The organism is Rahnella sp. PCH160, from assembly GCF_047784855.1.
GTDB lineage: Bacteria > Pseudomonadota > Gammaproteobacteria > Enterobacterales > Enterobacteriaceae > Rahnella.
In genome coordinates, this window is the sequence record NZ_JBLOGT010000001.1 from 3,204,568 (window position 1) to 3,221,007 (window position 16,440).

Here is a 16,440-nt window from a genome sequence, read left to right on the forward strand (position 1 = left end):
TCCATATCTTTCTTCCCGCCCGGTCAACTGATATCAATTATCATTAATAATTGATAATGCTTCTTGTTGCCACGGAGTTATCCCCTTTGTTAGCCACTTTTATTATCGGACTTCGTGAAGGTTTAGAAGCCGCGCTTATCGTCGGCATTATTGCGGCGTTTCTGCGGAAGAATGGCAAAAGCCTGACCGCGATGTGGGTCGGCGTCGTCCTTGCCGTGCTGCTATCTGTGGTGGTCGGCGTGGCGCTGGATCTGACCGAACGCGCGCTGCCGCAGGCGAGTCAGGAAGGAATGGAATCGGTGATTGGCGCGGTCGCCGTCTTCTTCGTCACCGGCATGATTTTGTGGATGAACACCCACGCCCACAACATGAAGAAAACGCTGGAAAGCGAGGCCGCGCAGGCGATCAGCCAGTCGAGCGCCTGGGCACTGGCGAGCATGGCATTTCTGGCCGTGCTGAAAGAAGGTTTCGAAACCAGCGTCTTCCTGCTGGCCACTTTCTCGGTGGCGCAGTCGGCAGCATGGGCTGCCGTGGGTGCGGTGATCGGGCTGCTGGTGGCGGTGTTTATCGGCTGCGGGATTTACTACGGCGGCATCCGCATCAACCTCTCGCGCTTCTTCCGCTTCACCGGCCTGTTCCTGATTTTCGTCGCCGGTGGCCTGATTATTACCTCACTGATGACCGCGCACGAAGCGGGCTGGCTCAATATCGGGCAGCAACGTGTTGCCGATCTGTCCTGGCTGGTGCCGCCGGGCACTGTCCGTTCCGCGCTGATCACCGGTGTTCTCGGTATTCCGGCGGATCCGAACCTTATCGAAACTTTCGGATGGGGGCTCTACATCGCGATTGTTGTGGTGCTGATTTACTGGCCCGCGCACCGTCGTCCTGCGCCAAAAGCCGCCGCCCGCGCCTTGCTGGCATCCGCCGTTGTGCTGGTGCTGGCGTCGGTTTCGCTGTTTCTGTTTTATCCGACTTTTAATCTTCAGGTGCCCGATACCGCGCCGCTGGTCAGCAATGACGCGCAAAACGCGGCGGGGCAGTTACAGCTTCTGCCGGTGGCCGGAAACGGTTATCAGCTGAGTGTGAAAACCGCCAGCGGCAGTGCCACGGCGATAAACCTGCCAGCGGATGCGTCAACGGCGGGTACTCAGGCCGGAATGCCAACGGACGAATGGACGATCAAAAGTGCGTATTCGCCGCCGGGAGCGCCCGCTGTTTTAGATCTCGATCAGGTGGTGGCGCTTTACGGCAACCGCGTTCCGATCGGGCTGGATCCGGCGCAGCATCCGGGGCCGTATCAGGCGGCGTGGACAATTCACTGCACCGTTCAGGTGTCCGTCGCACAGGGCGTATTGCTCGCGGCCAGCGGGCAGGCTGATGAAGTCATCACGCTGTCGGGCAGCGGCCTGCAATCTTCGCGCACTGTAACGGCACGCAACCCGACACAGGCGGCGTCTGACTGCAACTGGCAGGTGAGCGGCGCGTACCAGCAGAACGTTTCTGACGCGCTGTTACAGATGCAAACCTATCAGGATACGTACCGTTTTTGGGCTGAAATGTTGCCTGCTCTTCTGGCGGCGCTGGCCCTGATTTTTGTCATCTCTGCACTACGGGTTCTCCTGAGGCTCCGCAATGCACGGCTTTCTTTTTCGGATAAAGACCGCCTGTCATTCGGTTCCCCATTACACACTGGCTTGCCAAAAAATAAATAAAGGATAGGAAACTTATGCGCGTTAAGACGTTTAAGAAAAAAGAATCTCTGATCACTGCCGCAGGGCTGACGGCATTGCTGATGTTCTCGGTTGAAGTGCCTGCCAATGCGGCATCCGCGGCTCCGGTGAAAAACGGCGTTTCGCAAGTGAATATCACCATGACCAGTGCCGCAGACGGCACCTGCGTGGTCGATCACGATTCCGCAAAAGCCGGTCCGGTGACTTTTAACGTGGTGAACAAAACCGCGACGTCGATTACCGAATTAGAGCTTTTGAGCAACAACCGTATTCTGGGCGAAAAAGAAAACCTCGCGCCGGGGCTGCCTGCGGTGAAATTCACCCTGACGCTCGACGGCGGGAAATACCAAATCTACTGTCCGGGCGCGAAACGTGAACTGATCGACTTTACCGTCACCGGTAAAAGTGCCGCGCAGCCGCAGGGCAGCACCGCCACCATTCTGGCGCAGGGCACCAAAGATTACGCCACCTATGTGAATGGCGTGGTGGACGCGATGGTCGTGGCCGTTAACCGCCTGAAAACGGATATCGATGCCGGTGATCTGACGGCGGCCAAAGCCGATTACGCCAAAGCGCGTCCGTTCTACGAACGTATCGAGTCTGACGTTAACGGCTTTATTCTGCCGGGCTTCAAAGCGACCGATAACGCCGGGAATCTGGATTACCTGATCGACATGCGTGCGTCCAATCTGGATCCGAAAGCAGGCTGGCACGGCTTCCACGCCATCGAACGTGACCTGTTCGGTCAGGGCAAAATTACCGCCGAAACCAAACAAACGGCCACTGAATTGCAGCAGAACGTGGTGCGTCTGGACGCGCTGACCAAAGCGCTGACTTACAAACCGGAAGATCTGGCTAACGGTGCGGCTGATCTGCTGGAAGAAGTGCAAAACACCAAAATCAACGGGGAAGAAGAGGCATTCAGCCACTTCGATCTGGTGGATTTCGCCGGTAACGTCGAAGGCGCTCAGCAGGCATTCGCCTACCTGCAACCGGGTCTGGAAAAAATTGATCCTGAGCTGACTAAACAGGTTGCCGCGCAGTTCGCTGCCGTTCACGACATGCTGGAAACTTACCGCGACTCAAAAGTGCCGGGCGGATATAAATACTACACCGCTGAACTGAAAGCGTCTGATGCCGCCAAACTGAGCCGCACGATTCAGGCGTTGCAGGAACCGCTGTCAAAAATCGCCGAGAAAGTGGCGGCGAATAAAGGAGCCTGATGAATGAGCGACAAACTCAGTCCGGCCAGGGAGGCCGGTAAGTTTTCCCGTCGTGAATTGCTGAAAGGAGCCGTGGCAGGTGCCAGTGCTCTGGCTATTCCAGCGGTCAGCTATGCGCACGGGCAGGCCACGGCCGCCCGCGACCCGGAAGATAAAATTGACCTTTCCCGCCAGTATCCTTTTTACGGTCACGAAGGTCAGGCGGGGATCAGCACGCCGCCGCAGCGTCATATCATGTATATGACGTTTGATCTGACGACGGCCACCCGGCAGGATTTACAAGTGCTTCTGGCGCGCTGGTCGTCGGCGATTGCACAACTGATGAAAGGCGGCACCATCGGACAGGTTGAGCCTGGCCGTGACAGCGGCGTCGGCATGGATACCGGTGAAGCGATGGATCTCGGCCCGGCGTCGCTGACGGTGACCGTCGGCCTGGGGCCGCGCGTCTTTACGGACACATTCGGGCTGACGCAGCACAAACCGGTGCTGATGCGTAACCTGATGCAGTTGCCGAGTGACGACATGCAGCCGGAACTGACCGGCGGCGATTTATCGTTGCAGGCCTGTGCGGACGATCCGCAGGTGGCGTATCACGCCATCCGCGATCTGGCGCGTATCGCCAAAAGCACCGGCGCAGCCCAGACCCGCTGGACGGTCATGGGCTTCGGCCGTGCGTCCGCCGGAAAAGGGCAGTCCACGCCGCGCAATCTGTTCGGCTTCAAGGACGGTACGCGCAACATCACCGAAAAAGCCGATTTCGACAAATATGTCTGGATCAAAGACGGTGGCCCGGCGTGGCAGCAAAACGGCAGTTATCAGGTGGTGCGTAAAATCAAAATCCACATTGAAAGCTGGGACACCGACCGCGTCAGTGATCAGAACAACGTGTTCGGACGTCACAAAGTCTCCGGCGCGCCGTTAACCGGCACGAAGGAATTTGATACGCCTGATTTCAGGAAAAAGGATGCTGACGGAAACCTGATCATTCCGGCGACCGCGCACATCAGTCTGGCGTCGCATGAAAACAATCAGGGCATCAAAATCTTACGCCGCTCTTACAACTACACGGACGGCCTGAATAACATGGCGCAGCTGGATGCCGGCCTGTTGTTTATCAGTTATCAGAAAGACCCGGCACAGTTTGAAGCGTTGCAAACCCGTCTGGGTTCCTCAGACGCCTTGAACGAATACATTTCGCACATCGGTTCGGGGATCTTCTTTGTGCCGCCTGCGCCAAAAGAAGGGTCGTATATCGGCGCGGAAATGTTCGAATCCTGATTGTCATTAACCCGGCTAAAACATAACCCGTAAATAAAGCCAGCAACCTTTACGTTGCTGGCTATTTACCGCTGACTTTTTGCGGAAAGGTTTCCACCAGCCAGTCGATAAACACGCGCAGGCGATGCGGAACGTGGCGGTTTTGCGGATACACCACATGGAACGGATAGGGCGCAGGCCGCCACTCTGTCAGGATTTCTACCAGCGTTCCGCGTTGGAGTGCCTCACAAATGGAATAGCTGAACGTCTGGATAACCCCCAGACCGGCCATTCCCGCCGCCAGATGGGCATTGCTTTCATTCACGCCGATGCGGTGATCGACCTTAATTTCCGTTTTCCCGCCATCGCGTTCAAAACGAAACGGAAAAGCCCGGCCATTCTGCGGTGAAAGATAACTCACCAGCCGGTGGCCGTTTTTCAGTTCATCGGGATAAGCCGGTGTGCCGAAGGCTTTCAGATAAGCCGGTGTCGCGCAGGTGATAAGCGTCGCATGGCCGATATTGCGGGCAATCAGCGAAGAGTTGTCCAGCGGCCCGCCGCGTATCACGCAGTCCACATTGTCACTGATAAGATCTACCGACCGGTCGGAAACGCCCAGATCCAGACGGATTTCCGGGTAGCGCGTCATAAAATGAGCCAGTGCCGGGATCAGCACATCGCGCGCCGTCGAACCGCCGACGTCAATACGCAACAGCCCGCGCGGCTTGCTGCGCACGGCGTTAAACGACGTATCGACATCTTCCAGATCCCGCAGGATCCGCGCCGTTTTTTCATAATATTCGTTGCCTTCCGGCGTCACCGTCACGCGCCGCGTGGTGCGTTGTAACAACCGCACGCCAAGATGCGCTTCCAGTTCCTGCACCATTTTGCTCAGCGTCGCATTGGGCATATTCAGGGAATCCGCCGCACGGGTAAAATTCCCCGCCTCAACCACCCGGGCAAACGCCCGTATTGCCGTTAACTGATCCACACGCTTTCCCGCCGGTTATCCGATGTTTTGATTATACAGCCACAGGAATAGTCATTTTTATTTTTCGCTATTTTTCAATAAACCGTCTGGCGCTAAATTACCGCCATGCCTGAGGCGGCAGACAACGGCCACAAACCTCCGGCGACCTGACTTAACCTGATCTGACTTTGAGGAATGAAAAATGACAACTCCACTGAACGGTAAAATTGCACTGGTTACCGGCGGGACAAGCGGTATCGGTTTGGGAACAGCAAAAGAGCTGGCAGAGCAGGGCGCGCAGGTCTTTATCACCGGACGTCGTCAGGCTGAGCTGGACGCCGCCGTCGCTGAAATCGGCGCTGCGGCAACGGGAATCCGCGCTGACGCTTCCGTTCTGGCCGACCTTGATGCGGTTTATGCACAAATCGCCAAAACCACCGGACGTCTGGATATTCTGTTTGCGAACGCCGGTGGCGGCGACATGCAACCACTGGGCGGCATTACCGAAGAGCATTTCGACCGTATTTTCGGCACCAACGTCCGCGGCGTATTGTTCACGGTTCAGAAAGTCTTACCGCTGCTGACCGATGGCGCCTCCGTCATTCTGACCGGTTCCACCACGTCAGTTCAGGGTACGGCGAGTTTCAGCGTGTACAGCGCCAGTAAAGCCGCCGTCCGTAACTTTGCGCGCTCATGGGCGCTGGATTTGAAAGATCGCGGCATCCGCGTCAACGTTGTCAGCCCCGGCCCAATCCGCACGCCTGGCTTAGGCGACCTGGTCCCGGAAGAACACCGTCAGGGCCTGTTTGATGCGCTGGCTGCACAAGTCCCGTTAGGCCGTCTGGGTGAGCCGAAAGAAATCGGCAAAACCGTCGCCTTCCTGGCCTCTGAGGCCGCCAGCTTTATCAACGGCGTCGAACTCTTCGTCGACGGCGGGATGGCGCAGGTCTGAGAATTAAAGTAAGAGTCAAAATGAACCGGCGGAATACTGCCGGTTTTTTTGTGTCTGGATTTCTGGCACTTCGGTTGTCTGCTCCTCTATTTAATAATGTGAATAACATCTCATATTACGTTTAATTTTTAAGAAGATGACTAACTTCATAAATTAAGCTTTCCTGTTAACACAGGGACTTCTGTTGGTAATTATATTTTGGATGTATTGTTTCTGTTTTTATATTGATATACAGCATTTGTTTGAAGCAAATTATTCAGATATAACCTCTTAAATTCACAGGAGGTGTTAAATGGCTAATCAAATCTACATGACGCTGAACGGAGAGAAACAAGGCCTGATTTCTCAGGGATGCGGAACCTATGACTCAATGGAGAATAAATATCAGGCACTGCATCGTGATCAAATAAAAGGATTACGGTAATGTTGAGTGCAATAAGGTTTTTTCTGAAGTCCGTACTTGCGATAATTATTCTGATAGTTATCACAGTGATTCTTTTTGTCTTTTACTTATATTTCATGCTCATCTATACGCTGGACGGAAAAGTTTACAAGAGATCAAATGTCTTTGATTATTATCTATTAACCCCAAAGCTATTCAGGGATGCCCCCGATATCTCTAAGAATATTTTCTACTACACACGGGCTGACGATAATTATGGCTTTACACAAGATCGGGTCACATGGGAAAACGTGGGGGACATCATGGTAGCGAAGAAAAAGGTTGAAAATTATCTGTCAGAAAATGGCATCACAAACGGAGAACTAAACAGCATGGGAGAAACATATTCAGTCGTTCTGGATGGGGATGATATCACCCTGGTGTTGATCACTTGCACCCGGTACTGTTGAGTCAGATCTTTCCCAACCAAACCGGCATAACCTCGCACAAATCCGTCTAACCAACGGCCTGCTTTCGGGTTGTCACTAAAAGATATACGATATATTCTCTAAGTTCATTTCTTCGCCGGATTTGCCCATGACGATCGCCAGACCGCTTCTTGATGTCCGCTCTCTCGCCCTTCATACCGCCGCCGGTTTACCGCTGGTGAAATCGGTTTCGTTGCAGGTGAACCGCCGTGAAATTGTGGCGCTGGTCGGTGAATCCGGTTCGGGGAAAACCCTGAGTTCGCTGGCGCTGATGGGATTGTTACCGTCCGGTGTCAGCATGACCGGCGGTGAAATCTGGCTCGATGATCAGAGGATTGCCAGCCCGCACACGCCCTTCGACGCGCCGGTTCGCGGAAAACGGCTGGCGATGATATTTCAGGAACCGATGACCAGCATGAATCCGGTGCTGAAAGTCGGGGAGCAGATTGCTGAAGTGCTGGTGCGCCATCAGCAACTGGGCTGGAAACAGGCGCATCGCGAAGCGGTAGCGCTGCTGGCTCGCGTCGGGATAGTGAACCCGGAACAACGCGCAAAGCAGTATATTCACCAGCTTTCCGGCGGGATGCGACAACGTGTGATGATCGCCAGCGCCATCAGCTGTAAACCGGCGTTGCTGATTGCCGATGAGCCGACGACGGCGCTGGACGTCACCATTCAGGCACAAATTCTGACGCTGTTGCAGGCGCTGCAACAGGAAATGGACATGGGCATTTTGCTGATTACGCATGATCTGAGCGTGGTCGCGCGCTACGCCGACCGGGCTTACGTGATGCATCAGGGAAATCTGGTCGAGCAGGGGCCGGTGGCGCAACTGCTGACAAATCCGCAGGCACCGTATACCCGCAAACTGATTGGGGCGTCGCAGCCGGAGCCGCGTGAAAAAACGGCTGAGATCAGCGCGGATTCGCCGCTGGTGCGGTTGCGCGGGCTGACCAAAAGCTATCCGCAGGCGCAGCGTCTGCCTTTTGTACCGGCGAAACGCCAGACCGTGCTTTTCCCGACCACGCTCGATATCCGTCGGGGTGAAATTCTCGGGCTGATTGGCGAATCCGGTTCCGGCAAAACCACACTCGGGCGCGCTATTATTGGCCTGACGGACACCGACAGCGGTGATATCGAATTTGACGGCGTGTCACTGACGCTGGCCAGCCACGCAACACGGCAGAAAATGCGCCGTCGTGCGCAGATTATTTTTCAGGATCCCTACGCCAGTCTGAACCCTAAAATTACCGTCGGTGAACAAATCGCCGAGCCGCTGCGCGTCTATAAACTGCGGCCTGCGTCGCAAATTCAGGCGCGTGTGGAAGAATTACTGCAACTGGTCGGGCTGGAAGCCCATCACGCCAGCCGTCTGCCCGGCGCGTTTTCTGGCGGTCAGCGTCAGCGCGTGGCGATTGCCCGTGCGCTGGCGCTGGAACCTGAATTGCTGGTGGCGGATGAAGCGGTGTCGGCGCTGGATCTTTCGGTTCGCGGGCAGATTCTGGCGCTGCTGGATCAGTTGCGCCAGCAACTCGGCCTGACCGTGCTGTTTATCAGTCATGATCTGGCGGCGGTGAAACAGGTCTGTGACCGCGTGGTGGTGCTGTATCACGGGAAAATCGTGGAAAGCGGCGAAACGGCGCGGGTTCTGCGTGCGCCGCAACACCCTTATACGCAAATCCTACTGGCTGCGGCGCCCGATATCACTCGGGCGCTGCAACTACGCCGCGAGGGTTAATAACCTTTCATCAGCGGCAGTTCGCCGTGTTCCGCCCATTCGTGCCATGAACCGACATACACCTTCAGCTGGCGATAACCGGCCAGCTGAAGGGCGGTGTACACCGTGGCCGCCCGCGCCCCGCGATGGCAATAAATGATCACCCGCCGGTCAGGCGATAATCCGGCCGCTTCTGCACGCTGACGGATTTTTTCCGCGCTGAGAAATGCGCCGTTTTGCACCACCTCTTCCCAGAAAAGCAGGGTCGCACCGGGTATTCTGCCCGCACGGTGACAGCAATCATGCGCAAATTCACCGCTGAACTCTGTCGGGCGACGTGCATCGAGAATCTGTACGCCGCTGGCCTGCGCGTTCAGCACTTCCTCGCGGGTAGCGGCCAGGTTTTTGTCGAAAAAGCAGGCATCGGGTTTTTTGTGATTACCGGCGCTGATCACCGCGCTGATACCTTTTCCTGGCTGCAATTTCCCGCCAGCTTGTGCCCAGGCGTCCAGCCCGCCGTCCAGAATCAGGGCATTTTCTATGCCGCCGAACTGCGCAAACCATGCACCTCGCGGGGAACGCATACCGATCTGTTGTTCGAAGAAAACCGGCGTGACGTTGTCACTGATAGCCAGCTGTTGCCACGCGTGATGGAAAGCATTCGCCATGCCTGCAATGCCCGCCGGAGTGCTCTCCGGGATAAAATAATCGTACACGTTGAGATGAAGCGCGTCGGGCAGTGTTTCTGCCTGCCATTGCGAAAATTCACGGACGTCAATCAGGGCAAACTCCTGCCCGAGCTGACGGCGCGAGAGTAATTCTGTGGCGCAGATCAGCCGTTTATGATTGAGAAAATGTTGAGCCGGTAAAGGGGAGGTAGCCAAATTCTTACTCCGTAAAAAGCGGTAAAAGCGACCCGGTTCCGCGTTCTGCGGCGAGTTTTAAAACGCGCGATGCGAGGGCAATGTCAAAAACGTTGAGGCCGAAAGAGGAGAAATACACGCTGTCGTCAGCTGCCGGTCGCCAGCCGTCGAGCAGCAGATTGCCTAAATCGGCATCCACGTGTTCGGGCAGGAATTTTCCGGCGCGGTACATCTGGAACAGGCTTTTGGCGCTGGTTTCACAAAAATCGCCCCATAAATCAACCACCACCCGCGTGGCGCGATTAATCGCGCTGAACGACACTTCGTGATAACCCACCTGAATCACCAGCCGTCCGGGGCGGATGGCTTCCGGCCCGAGCAGCGGTTCAGCGGCGCTGGTGCAGGTGATCACCGCATCGATGTCCTGCGCCACGGCAGTGTGAAGATCGGCAACCCTAAGCAGCGGCCAGGGGAATTGCACGGGTTCAACCGGCAACGCAGATGCGCTGCGATCCCACCAGCTGACCTGTTGTAACGTGGGGAAAAGCTGGCGGAGCATGTCGAGATGCGCCAGCGCCTGAACCCCGGCACCGAGTAACAGAACACGCTGAACCGGACGCGGCGCGGCGTGGCGCAGCGCAATGGCCGACACCGCCGCTGTGCGCGTGGCGGTCAGTGCGCCGCTTTCCACCAGCCCGATCGGCTGGCCGTTATCGGCGCGGTTAATCAGTGTCAGCGCCATCGCCTGCGGGAGCTTGTCTTGCGCATCCGGGCGATGTGCGGTCCATTTCACCCCGGCGGCGTTGAACCGCCCGCCCACGCTGGCGGGCAGCGCATACGCTTTGCCGTGCGGCGTGCCTAAACTGACGTGGGTTTCCGCTGGCATCTGCGCCGCATTCTGACGCATCAGCGTGACAACGTCACAGATATCTTCCAGCGCGGCCTGCGGATCGGTGCCGCCAAGTGCGACCACATCCGCGCGGCTCAAAGTGCGAAAACCTGGCGTCATATTCAGTGCTCCAGCAACGTTTGTGCAAAGGGATAGAGGGCCGGGGAACCGCCGCAGTGCACGAAAATCACCCGCGAACCTGCGCTGATTTTGCCTTGCTCAATCAGGCTGATTAAGCCGTGCATGGCTTTACCGGTATACACCGGATCCAGCAGCACCCCTTCAGCCTGCGCGACGCGATAAATGGCGTCGATGCCGCCTTCGGAAGGCACGCCGTATGTGCTGCCGACAAAACCGTCTTCAATCCAGATGTCTTCCGGCGTCCAGCTTTGCGGCCATTCAAGCAGGTCAGCGCAATCCTGTGCCATCGCCGAAATGCGCGTCTGGAACCATTCGGCTTTGGCGCTGACGCTGATACCGACAATTTTGGTGTCCGGCCAGTAACGACGCGCACCGACGTACAATCCCGCCAGCGTGCCGCCGGAACCGGTGGGCGCGACGATGATGTCCGGCGAAGGTTCGCCGCGTTCTTTCAACTGGGCGTCCATTTCTTCAATGGCGCGGACATAACCCAGTGCGCCAAGCGGTGTGGCACCGCCCAGCGGAATGATCAGCGCCTTTTCACCGCGCGCCTGTGCGGCGTCAGCATGGGCGTTCATCGCGCCTTCAATCTGAGTGAAATAGCCGTCCGGATCGAGAAACTCCAGCTCCGCGCCAAACAGTTTGTCGAGCAGCAGGTTGCCCTGATACACCTCAGGCGGATTGCCGCGCAGCACCAGCACCGGTTTCATGCCGAACTTCCGCGCGGCGGCGGCGACCATACGGGCGTGATTGGACTGATGTCCGCCGGTGGTGATCACCACATCGACTTCATTGCGGCAGGCGTCGGCCATCAGATATTCCAGCTTGCGGACTTTATTGCCGCCGCCGCCGAAACCGGTGTAATCATCACGTTTGATGTCCAGCGTAACGCCCAGCGAGTTGCCCAGTGTGGTCAGGCGCTCAAGCGGCGTGGGGAAGAACCCCAGTGATACTCTTTCAAAATCATCGGACTGTTTCATGGTAAATATCCTGCTGGTTTATTTTTTAAAACTTTCCCGGGAGTTGACGCAAAACGCCGGCGGCTAAACCGCCTGCGTAGAAAAAAGGGGTTCATCGCTGAATGCTGTGATCCAGTCTTTGACCGATTGCTGAAAACGTTCCAGCCCGCGCAGGGTGACGAATTCGTTCACGCCGTGCGCGTTGCCGCCATGACCCAGCCCGCCAATCAGAAAGGCCGGTGCCACTCGGGCGAAGGTGTAAGCCGGTGCGCAGCCGGGGGCCCACGGCCAGATTTGCGGTTTCGCGCCCTGCATGGCGTAACTGGTGAGCAGGGCACCGACGCCGGGGCTGTGGTGCGCAAAACGGTGGCCGGGATAGCTGTCGTCGAGTTCCAGCTCCACGCCGTCGAATTCCGGGCGGGCGAGCGTCTGGCGGATCACCGCCAGCAGGCTTTCGCCGTCAATGCCCGGCGGAACGCGCAGCGCAATCTCAGCGCTGGCACTGCACGGGATGACGCCGCGCGAATCCAGCGGATCGCTGCGGATTTCCGAAATATTCAGCACCGCGCCGTTGATGAGCTGTTGCAGGCAGGCCAGCGTGTCGCCGCTGACCGATAAGGTTTCGCTACGGCGGAACTGTAATTCGTCGGCGATGCTGAACTGCGCGGCAAGTGCGCAAAGCAGCCGGTTGGCTTCTTCATCAATCACCTGGCGGGCGATCACGCCGCTGTTGTGTGCGGGCGCGATGGCGTTCAGCGCGGCCACCAGCCGCCAGACGGGGTTGGCGATCCAGTTGGCATTACTGGCGTGAATCGCTGCGGACGGGCCGCCCCATTTGCCGCCGCTCACTTTCAAACGCCCGCCGCTCAGGCCGCTGAAACCAAGATACACGCGGGGTTCGCCGCCGCCGTATTCGCACAGCGACGGGAAAAAGACCGCGCTGGCGGCGGACACCGGGCAGGGATCTTGCGCCAGATAACGGCGCAACTGGCCGCTGCCCGTTTCTTCTTCACCTTCCAGAATAATTTCAATATTGACGCTGAGTTTTCCGCTGTCCTTCAGTGATTTCACCGCCATCAGCATCCCTGCCAGCGGGCCTTTGTTATTCTCGGCACCGCGTGCAATAAACACTTCGCCGACGCCCGGCCATTCGGTCATGCCGCCGCTGAAAGGCGGGAATTCCCAGCCCGCGTCATCCGCAGGCATCACGTCATACATGTTGTAAAGCACCAGCGTTTTTTCCGCCTGCCGGTCAATGCGCATATGCACCAGCGGCGGGGCGTTCTGCTGCGTTTGCCCGCTCACCGCCAGCACCGGCACACCGCCGAGTTCGGTAACAATCCAGTCTTCCAGCCAGTGCGCCAGTGCGCGTTGCTGATCAATCTGGCCGGAAACGCTGGCGAACGGCGTGATGGCAGACAGCAAATCCAGCGTCGGGTAAATCGATGGCGTGATTGAAATACTCACAGGCGGATCCTCGGGTTCAGTACCCCATAAAGCAGGTCGATAATCAGGTTGATGCCGACAAACACCAGCGCCGCCAGCAGCACGATGGCCTGCACCAGCGGGAAATCACGGTTCTGAATGGCCTGCACGGCGAGGCGGCCAATGCCCGGCCAGGCAAAAATGATTTCCGTTACCAGCGCGCCGCCGAGCAGCGAGGCGAAATACATGCCCTGTACGGTAATGACCGGGATCAGCGCGTTGCGGAGTCCGTGACGCACCACAATCCGCCAGGCACTCAGCCCTTTGGCGTGCGCGGTGCGGATATAATCCTGCTGCATCACGTCAATCAGGCTGGCGCGGATCAGGCGCGCAATCGCGCTCATGTAATACGCACCGAGGCTCAGCGCAGGCATGACGAGCTGGCTGGCGCTGCCATAGCCGCCGGACGGCAACCAGCGAAGGTTCAGGCTGAACACGATAATCAGCAGCAGGCCGAGCCAGAAAACCGGGATCGCCTGACCGCTGAACGCCAGCAGGCGCGAGAGCAAATCCCACACAGTGTTCTGATACAGCGCGCTGACGATGCCGAGCAGCAAACCGGCGATCGTGCTCCAGAGCAAAGCGCTGACGGCGAGCAACAGTGTCGCGGGAACGCGCTGACCGATTAACTCCGTGACCGGCTGGCTGTAGCGCAGGGATTCGCCCAGATCGCCGTGCAAAACGCCGGTCAGGTAATGCCCGTATTGCCAGATGAGTGAGCGGTCAAAGCCCATGCTGTGGCGGAAATTCTCGATTTCCTGCTGGCTGGAACCGGGCGGCATCATGACCGCCGCCGGGTCGCCGGTGAGGTGCAAACTGTAGAAAATCAGCAGGGAAACGCCGAACATCACCAGCACGGATTGCCCGAGGCGTTGCAGGATATAACGCAGCATATCAGTCGAGCCTCGTGTGGGTTTTGCGCAGCAGACTGTCGCCGAGCAGGTTGCAGCCAATGACCAGCGCAGCAATCACCAGCCCCGGATACAGCACCAGCCACTGCGCGAGCAGCATGTAAGAACGGCCTTCGCCGATAAGATTCCCCAGCGTCGGCGTCGGCGGCTGAATGCCCATGCCGAGAAAACCAATCGACGCTTCAAGCACAATCAGACGAGGAATATCCAGCGTCAGCAGCACAATCAGCGGCGTCATCAGATTGGGTAAAACGTGGCGCAGCAAAATGCGCGGCGTCGAAAAGCCCATGGCTTTGACGGATTCGATGTATTCCAGTTCACGGATTTCCAGCGTTTTGGCGCGCGCCACGCGGGCGTAGATGGCCCAACTGGTGACGCCCATGATCAGGATGATGTTGGTGAGCGATGCGCCGAACAGTGCCATCACCAGTAAGATCAGCAGGATAAACGGCACCGCCAGCTGGATGTCTATCAGGCGCATGATCAGCGCATCCAGCCAGCCGCCCACGTACCCGGCAATCATGCCGAGTACCGAGCCAATCACTGCCGCAATCGCTGCCGCCAGCAACACCACCATCAGGGAAAGGCGGGTGCCTGCAAGAATACGTGACAATAAATCGCGCCCCAGTTGATCGGTGCCGAGCAGATGCTGGCCGCCGGGCGCAGAAAACGCCGCCGCCAGATCGTTCTTCAACGGATCCGGCAGCGGTAACCACGGCGCGAGAAGCGCCGGGATGATGACCAGCAACAGCAAAAGGCCGCCGAGAATACCGTCGCCATAAAAGCGACGACGGGGTTTTCTCTGCAAAACCGAACGCAGTGAAATCATTTAAGCCTCAGGTCGAACAGCGGAATGCGGGAATCTGCGCGGCCTTTGAAGGTTACGTTGTCGGCGCTGGCGTACAGTGAATCTTCCTTGTAAAGCGGGATCAGCGGCTGTTGTACGGCCACCACCTGCTGGATTTGCTGCAAAATCTTTTCACGCTTCGCCGGATCTACCGTGGTGCGGCTGCTGTTAAGCAGGGCATCCAGTTCCGGAGAATTCACCGTGGAATACGGTTCGCCGGAATGCAGAATCGGATACAGCGCGGCATCGGCGTCCAGCGTCTGCGTGGAGCCCCACGCCAGCATGTACAGCGGAGCCTGTTTCTGCGCCGCCACCTGCTGGGTATAAACCGACCATTCCGGGACTTCCAGTTCGGCTTTCACGCCGATCGCGGCCAGATCCTGCACGATCGCCTGCGCCACATCGGCGCTGGCAATATAGCGGCGCGGTGCCTGGAATTTCAGGGTGAAGCCTTGCGGATAACCGGCGTCGGCCAGCAGGGATTTCGCTTTCGCGACGTCCTGCGCCGGTGCCGCAATGGCCTCATAACCAAAATCTTTCGGGCCTGCCATCGTGCCGGTCGGCGTACCAAAACCGTGCAACAAATCGCGGGTATATGCGGTGCGGTTCAGCGCCAGAGACAACGCCTGACGCACGCGCACGTCGTTCAGCGGTTTCTGGTCGTTCTTCAGCCCGAGGTAAATCGTCAGGCCGCCGTTTTTGACCTGCTCCAGATGCACGCCCGGTTTGTTTTTCAGCGCCGGGACTAAGTCCGCCGGAACGCCGTCCACCAGCTGAACTTCACCGGTCAGCAGGGCGGTAATACGCGCGGTGGCTTCAGGAATCGGCCGCCAGGTGACGGTATCGATGGCGGGTTTACCACGCCAGTAATCGGGATTGGCCTGCATCACGACTTTTTCGTCGGGGATAAATGTCTGCAACGTGTATGCACCGGATCCGACCGGTTTACGCGCAAACTCAGCCGCGCCCACTTTGGTGACATACGCTGGCGGCACAATATACGTCGGGTAACGGCTCATGCGCGTGGGCAGCAGCGGATCCGGGCCGCTGGTATGAATTTTCACCTGATAATCACCGGTGACTTCCACTGATTTAATTGTGCGGATATAAGAGATGGTCGGCGCATGGTTTGCGGGATCAAGAATACGGTCGATAGAGAATTTGACCGCCTGCGCATTGACCGGCTCGCCGTCGCTGAATTTCACGCCCTGACGCAGCGTGAATTCCCAGGTGGTGTCGTCGAGCGACTTCCAGCCGGTTGCCAGCCCGGGCTGCAACTGCATATTGGCATCGCGCAGCACCAGCGTATCAAAGAGGTTGTCCACCAGCGTGGCGGATTCTTTCAGGAACCCCGGATCCATCGCGGTGGCAGAAGTGGTTTGCGCGATCACCAGCTCAGAGGCAAAAGCCGCCTGAGTGGTGAGGCCGAGCAGCAGAGCCAGTGAAGCCAGTTTGAAGGCAGGTATTCTCATTTACGGTCATTCCCAAAGTGAAGCCGCCAGAAGCGTTGACGGAATTAAAGTGAAGTCACTGTGTCGAAAACGTTTAATCAATGTTCAATTCCTTAATACAGGATATATCCTATATAATGTATTTTTGGCAAGCCAGACTTTAAACCGCAAAAGA

At 57.4% G+C, this 16,440-nt stretch carries 15 protein-coding genes; 7 read left to right on the top strand and 8 right to left on the bottom strand.

Features of this window, described 5'->3' with window-relative positions; genetic code table 11:
- The first annotated feature begins 86 nt into the window (after positions 1–86).
- The 3 genes from efeU to efeB are packed head-to-tail and all read left to right on the top strand — an operon-like array spanning position 87 to position 4,231.
- Positions 87–1,712 (top strand): iron uptake transporter permease EfeU, encoded by a 1,626-nt coding sequence (gene efeU / locus ACM5QY_RS14800; protein WP_416121512.1) that lies wholly within the window; start codon positions 87–89, stop codon positions 1,710–1,712.
- Between the two features lie 14 nt (positions 1,713–1,726).
- Positions 1,727–2,953, top strand: coding sequence for an iron uptake system protein EfeO (gene efeO / locus ACM5QY_RS14805; protein WP_416121513.1), 1,227 nt, complete (start codon positions 1,727–1,729; stop codon positions 2,951–2,953).
- A 3-nt stretch (positions 2,954–2,956) separates the two neighbouring features.
- Positions 2,957–4,231: an iron uptake transporter deferrochelatase/peroxidase subunit gene (gene efeB, locus ACM5QY_RS14810; protein ID WP_416121514.1), complete on the top strand. Its 1,275-nt coding sequence runs from the start codon at positions 2,957–2,959 to the stop codon at positions 4,229–4,231.
- A gap of 61 nt (positions 4,232–4,292) precedes the next feature.
- Here the strand turns inward: efeB and ACM5QY_RS14815 are convergent, their stop codons facing one another.
- Positions 4,293–5,201 carry a LysR family transcriptional regulator gene (locus tag ACM5QY_RS14815; RefSeq protein ID WP_416121515.1) on the bottom strand — a complete coding sequence of 303 codons (909 nt, stop codon included), beginning with the start codon at positions 5,199–5,201 and terminating at the stop codon, positions 4,293–4,295.
- 181 nt (positions 5,202–5,382) lie between these two features.
- On the opposite strand from ACM5QY_RS14815, the gene ACM5QY_RS14820 reads away from it, so the two are divergent.
- The 4 genes from ACM5QY_RS14820 (at position 5,383) to ACM5QY_RS14835 (ending at position 8,740) form a co-directional block, all read left to right on the top strand.
- Positions 5,383–6,132: an SDR family NAD(P)-dependent oxidoreductase gene (locus ACM5QY_RS14820; protein ID WP_416121516.1), complete on the top strand. Its 750-nt coding sequence runs from the start codon at positions 5,383–5,385 to the stop codon at positions 6,130–6,132.
- A gap of 292 nt (positions 6,133–6,424) precedes the next feature.
- Positions 6,425–6,556 carry an Hcp family type VI secretion system effector gene (locus ACM5QY_RS14825; protein WP_416121517.1) on the top strand — a complete coding sequence of 44 codons (132 nt, stop codon included), beginning with the start codon at positions 6,425–6,427 and terminating at the stop codon, positions 6,554–6,556.
- The gene (locus tag ACM5QY_RS14830) at positions 6,556–6,984 is read left to right on the top strand and encodes a hypothetical protein (RefSeq protein WP_416121518.1); all 429 of its coding nucleotides are present in this window, start codon (positions 6,556–6,558) and stop codon (positions 6,982–6,984) included. The genes ACM5QY_RS14825 and ACM5QY_RS14830 overlap by 1 nt, the downstream gene beginning before the upstream one ends.
- Positions 6,985–7,111: 127 nt before the next feature.
- The gene (locus ACM5QY_RS14835; RefSeq protein ID WP_416121519.1) at positions 7,112–8,740 is read left to right on the top strand and encodes a dipeptide ABC transporter ATP-binding protein; all 1,629 of its coding nucleotides are present in this window, start codon (positions 7,112–7,114) and stop codon (positions 8,738–8,740) included.
- Here the strand turns inward: ACM5QY_RS14835 and ACM5QY_RS14840 are convergent.
- The 7 genes from ACM5QY_RS14840 to ACM5QY_RS14870 all read right to left on the bottom strand — a co-directional run bounded on the left by ACM5QY_RS14840 (position 8,737) and on the right by ACM5QY_RS14870 (position 16,286).
- Positions 8,737–9,603 (bottom strand): sulfurtransferase, encoded by an 867-nt coding sequence (locus tag ACM5QY_RS14840; RefSeq protein WP_416121520.1) that lies wholly within the window; start codon positions 9,601–9,603, stop codon positions 8,737–8,739. The two genes, ACM5QY_RS14835 and ACM5QY_RS14840, sit on opposite strands and share 4 nt — an antisense overlap.
- Positions 9,604–9,607: 4 nt before the next feature.
- Positions 9,608–10,591: an ornithine cyclodeaminase gene (locus tag ACM5QY_RS14845; protein WP_416121521.1), complete on the bottom strand. Its 984-nt coding sequence runs from the start codon at positions 10,589–10,591 to the stop codon at positions 9,608–9,610.
- Positions 10,592–10,593: 2 nt separating this feature from the next.
- Positions 10,594–11,592, bottom strand: a complete 999-nt coding sequence (locus ACM5QY_RS14850) for a 1-aminocyclopropane-1-carboxylate deaminase/D-cysteine desulfhydrase (RefSeq protein ID WP_416121522.1) — start codon at positions 11,590–11,592, stop codon at positions 10,594–10,596.
- Between the two features lie 63 nt (positions 11,593–11,655).
- Complete coding sequence (locus ACM5QY_RS14855) at positions 11,656–13,038, bottom strand: M20/M25/M40 family metallo-hydrolase (RefSeq protein WP_416121523.1); 1,383 nt, start codon at positions 13,036–13,038, stop codon at positions 11,656–11,658.
- Positions 13,035–13,949 (bottom strand): ABC transporter permease, encoded by a 915-nt coding sequence (locus ACM5QY_RS14860; protein WP_416121524.1) that lies wholly within the window; start codon positions 13,947–13,949, stop codon positions 13,035–13,037. The genes ACM5QY_RS14855 and ACM5QY_RS14860 overlap by 4 nt, the downstream gene beginning before the upstream one ends.
- A gap of 1 nt (position 13,950) precedes the next feature.
- Positions 13,951–14,796, bottom strand: a complete 846-nt coding sequence (locus tag ACM5QY_RS14865) for an ABC transporter permease (RefSeq protein ID WP_416121525.1) — start codon at positions 14,794–14,796, stop codon at positions 13,951–13,953.
- Positions 14,793–16,286, bottom strand: a complete 1,494-nt coding sequence (locus tag ACM5QY_RS14870) for an ABC transporter substrate-binding protein (protein WP_416121526.1) — start codon at positions 16,284–16,286, stop codon at positions 14,793–14,795. Before ACM5QY_RS14870 ends, ACM5QY_RS14865 begins: the two co-directional genes overlap by 4 nt.
- Between the last annotated feature and the right edge of the window lie 154 nt (positions 16,287–16,440).

Excerpts from the sequence above, each read along its gene's own strand:
- ACM5QY_RS14835 (WP_416121519.1), top strand. The coding sequence starts at position 7,112 with ATGACGATCGCCAGACCGCTTCTTGATGTCCGCTCTCTCGCCCTTCAT.
- efeB (WP_416121514.1), top strand. The coding sequence starts at position 2,957 with ATGAGCGACAAACTCAGTCCGGCCAGGGAGGCCGGTAAGTTTTCCCGT.
- ACM5QY_RS14870 (WP_416121526.1), bottom strand. The coding sequence starts at position 16,286 with ATGAGAATACCTGCCTTCAAACTGGCTTCACTGGCTCTGCTGCTCGGC.
- ACM5QY_RS14850 (WP_416121522.1), bottom strand. The coding sequence starts at position 11,592 with ATGAAACAGTCCGATGATTTTGAAAGAGTATCACTGGGGTTCTTCCCC.
- ACM5QY_RS14845 (WP_416121521.1), bottom strand. The coding sequence starts at position 10,591 with ATGACGCCAGGTTTTCGCACTTTGAGCCGCGCGGATGTGGTCGCACTT.
- ACM5QY_RS14865 (WP_416121525.1), bottom strand. The coding sequence starts at position 14,796 with ATGATTTCACTGCGTTCGGTTTTGCAGAGAAAACCCCGTCGTCGCTTT.
- ACM5QY_RS14830 (WP_416121518.1), top strand. The coding sequence starts at position 6,556 with ATGTTGAGTGCAATAAGGTTTTTTCTGAAGTCCGTACTTGCGATAATT.
- efeO (WP_416121513.1), top strand. The coding sequence starts at position 1,727 with ATGCGCGTTAAGACGTTTAAGAAAAAAGAATCTCTGATCACTGCCGCA.
- ACM5QY_RS14820 (WP_416121516.1), top strand. The coding sequence starts at position 5,383 with ATGACAACTCCACTGAACGGTAAAATTGCACTGGTTACCGGCGGGACA.
- ACM5QY_RS14860 (WP_416121524.1), bottom strand. The coding sequence starts at position 13,949 with ATGCTGCGTTATATCCTGCAACGCCTCGGGCAATCCGTGCTGGTGATG.
- ACM5QY_RS14825 (WP_416121517.1), top strand. The coding sequence starts at position 6,425 with ATGGCTAATCAAATCTACATGACGCTGAACGGAGAGAAACAAGGCCTG.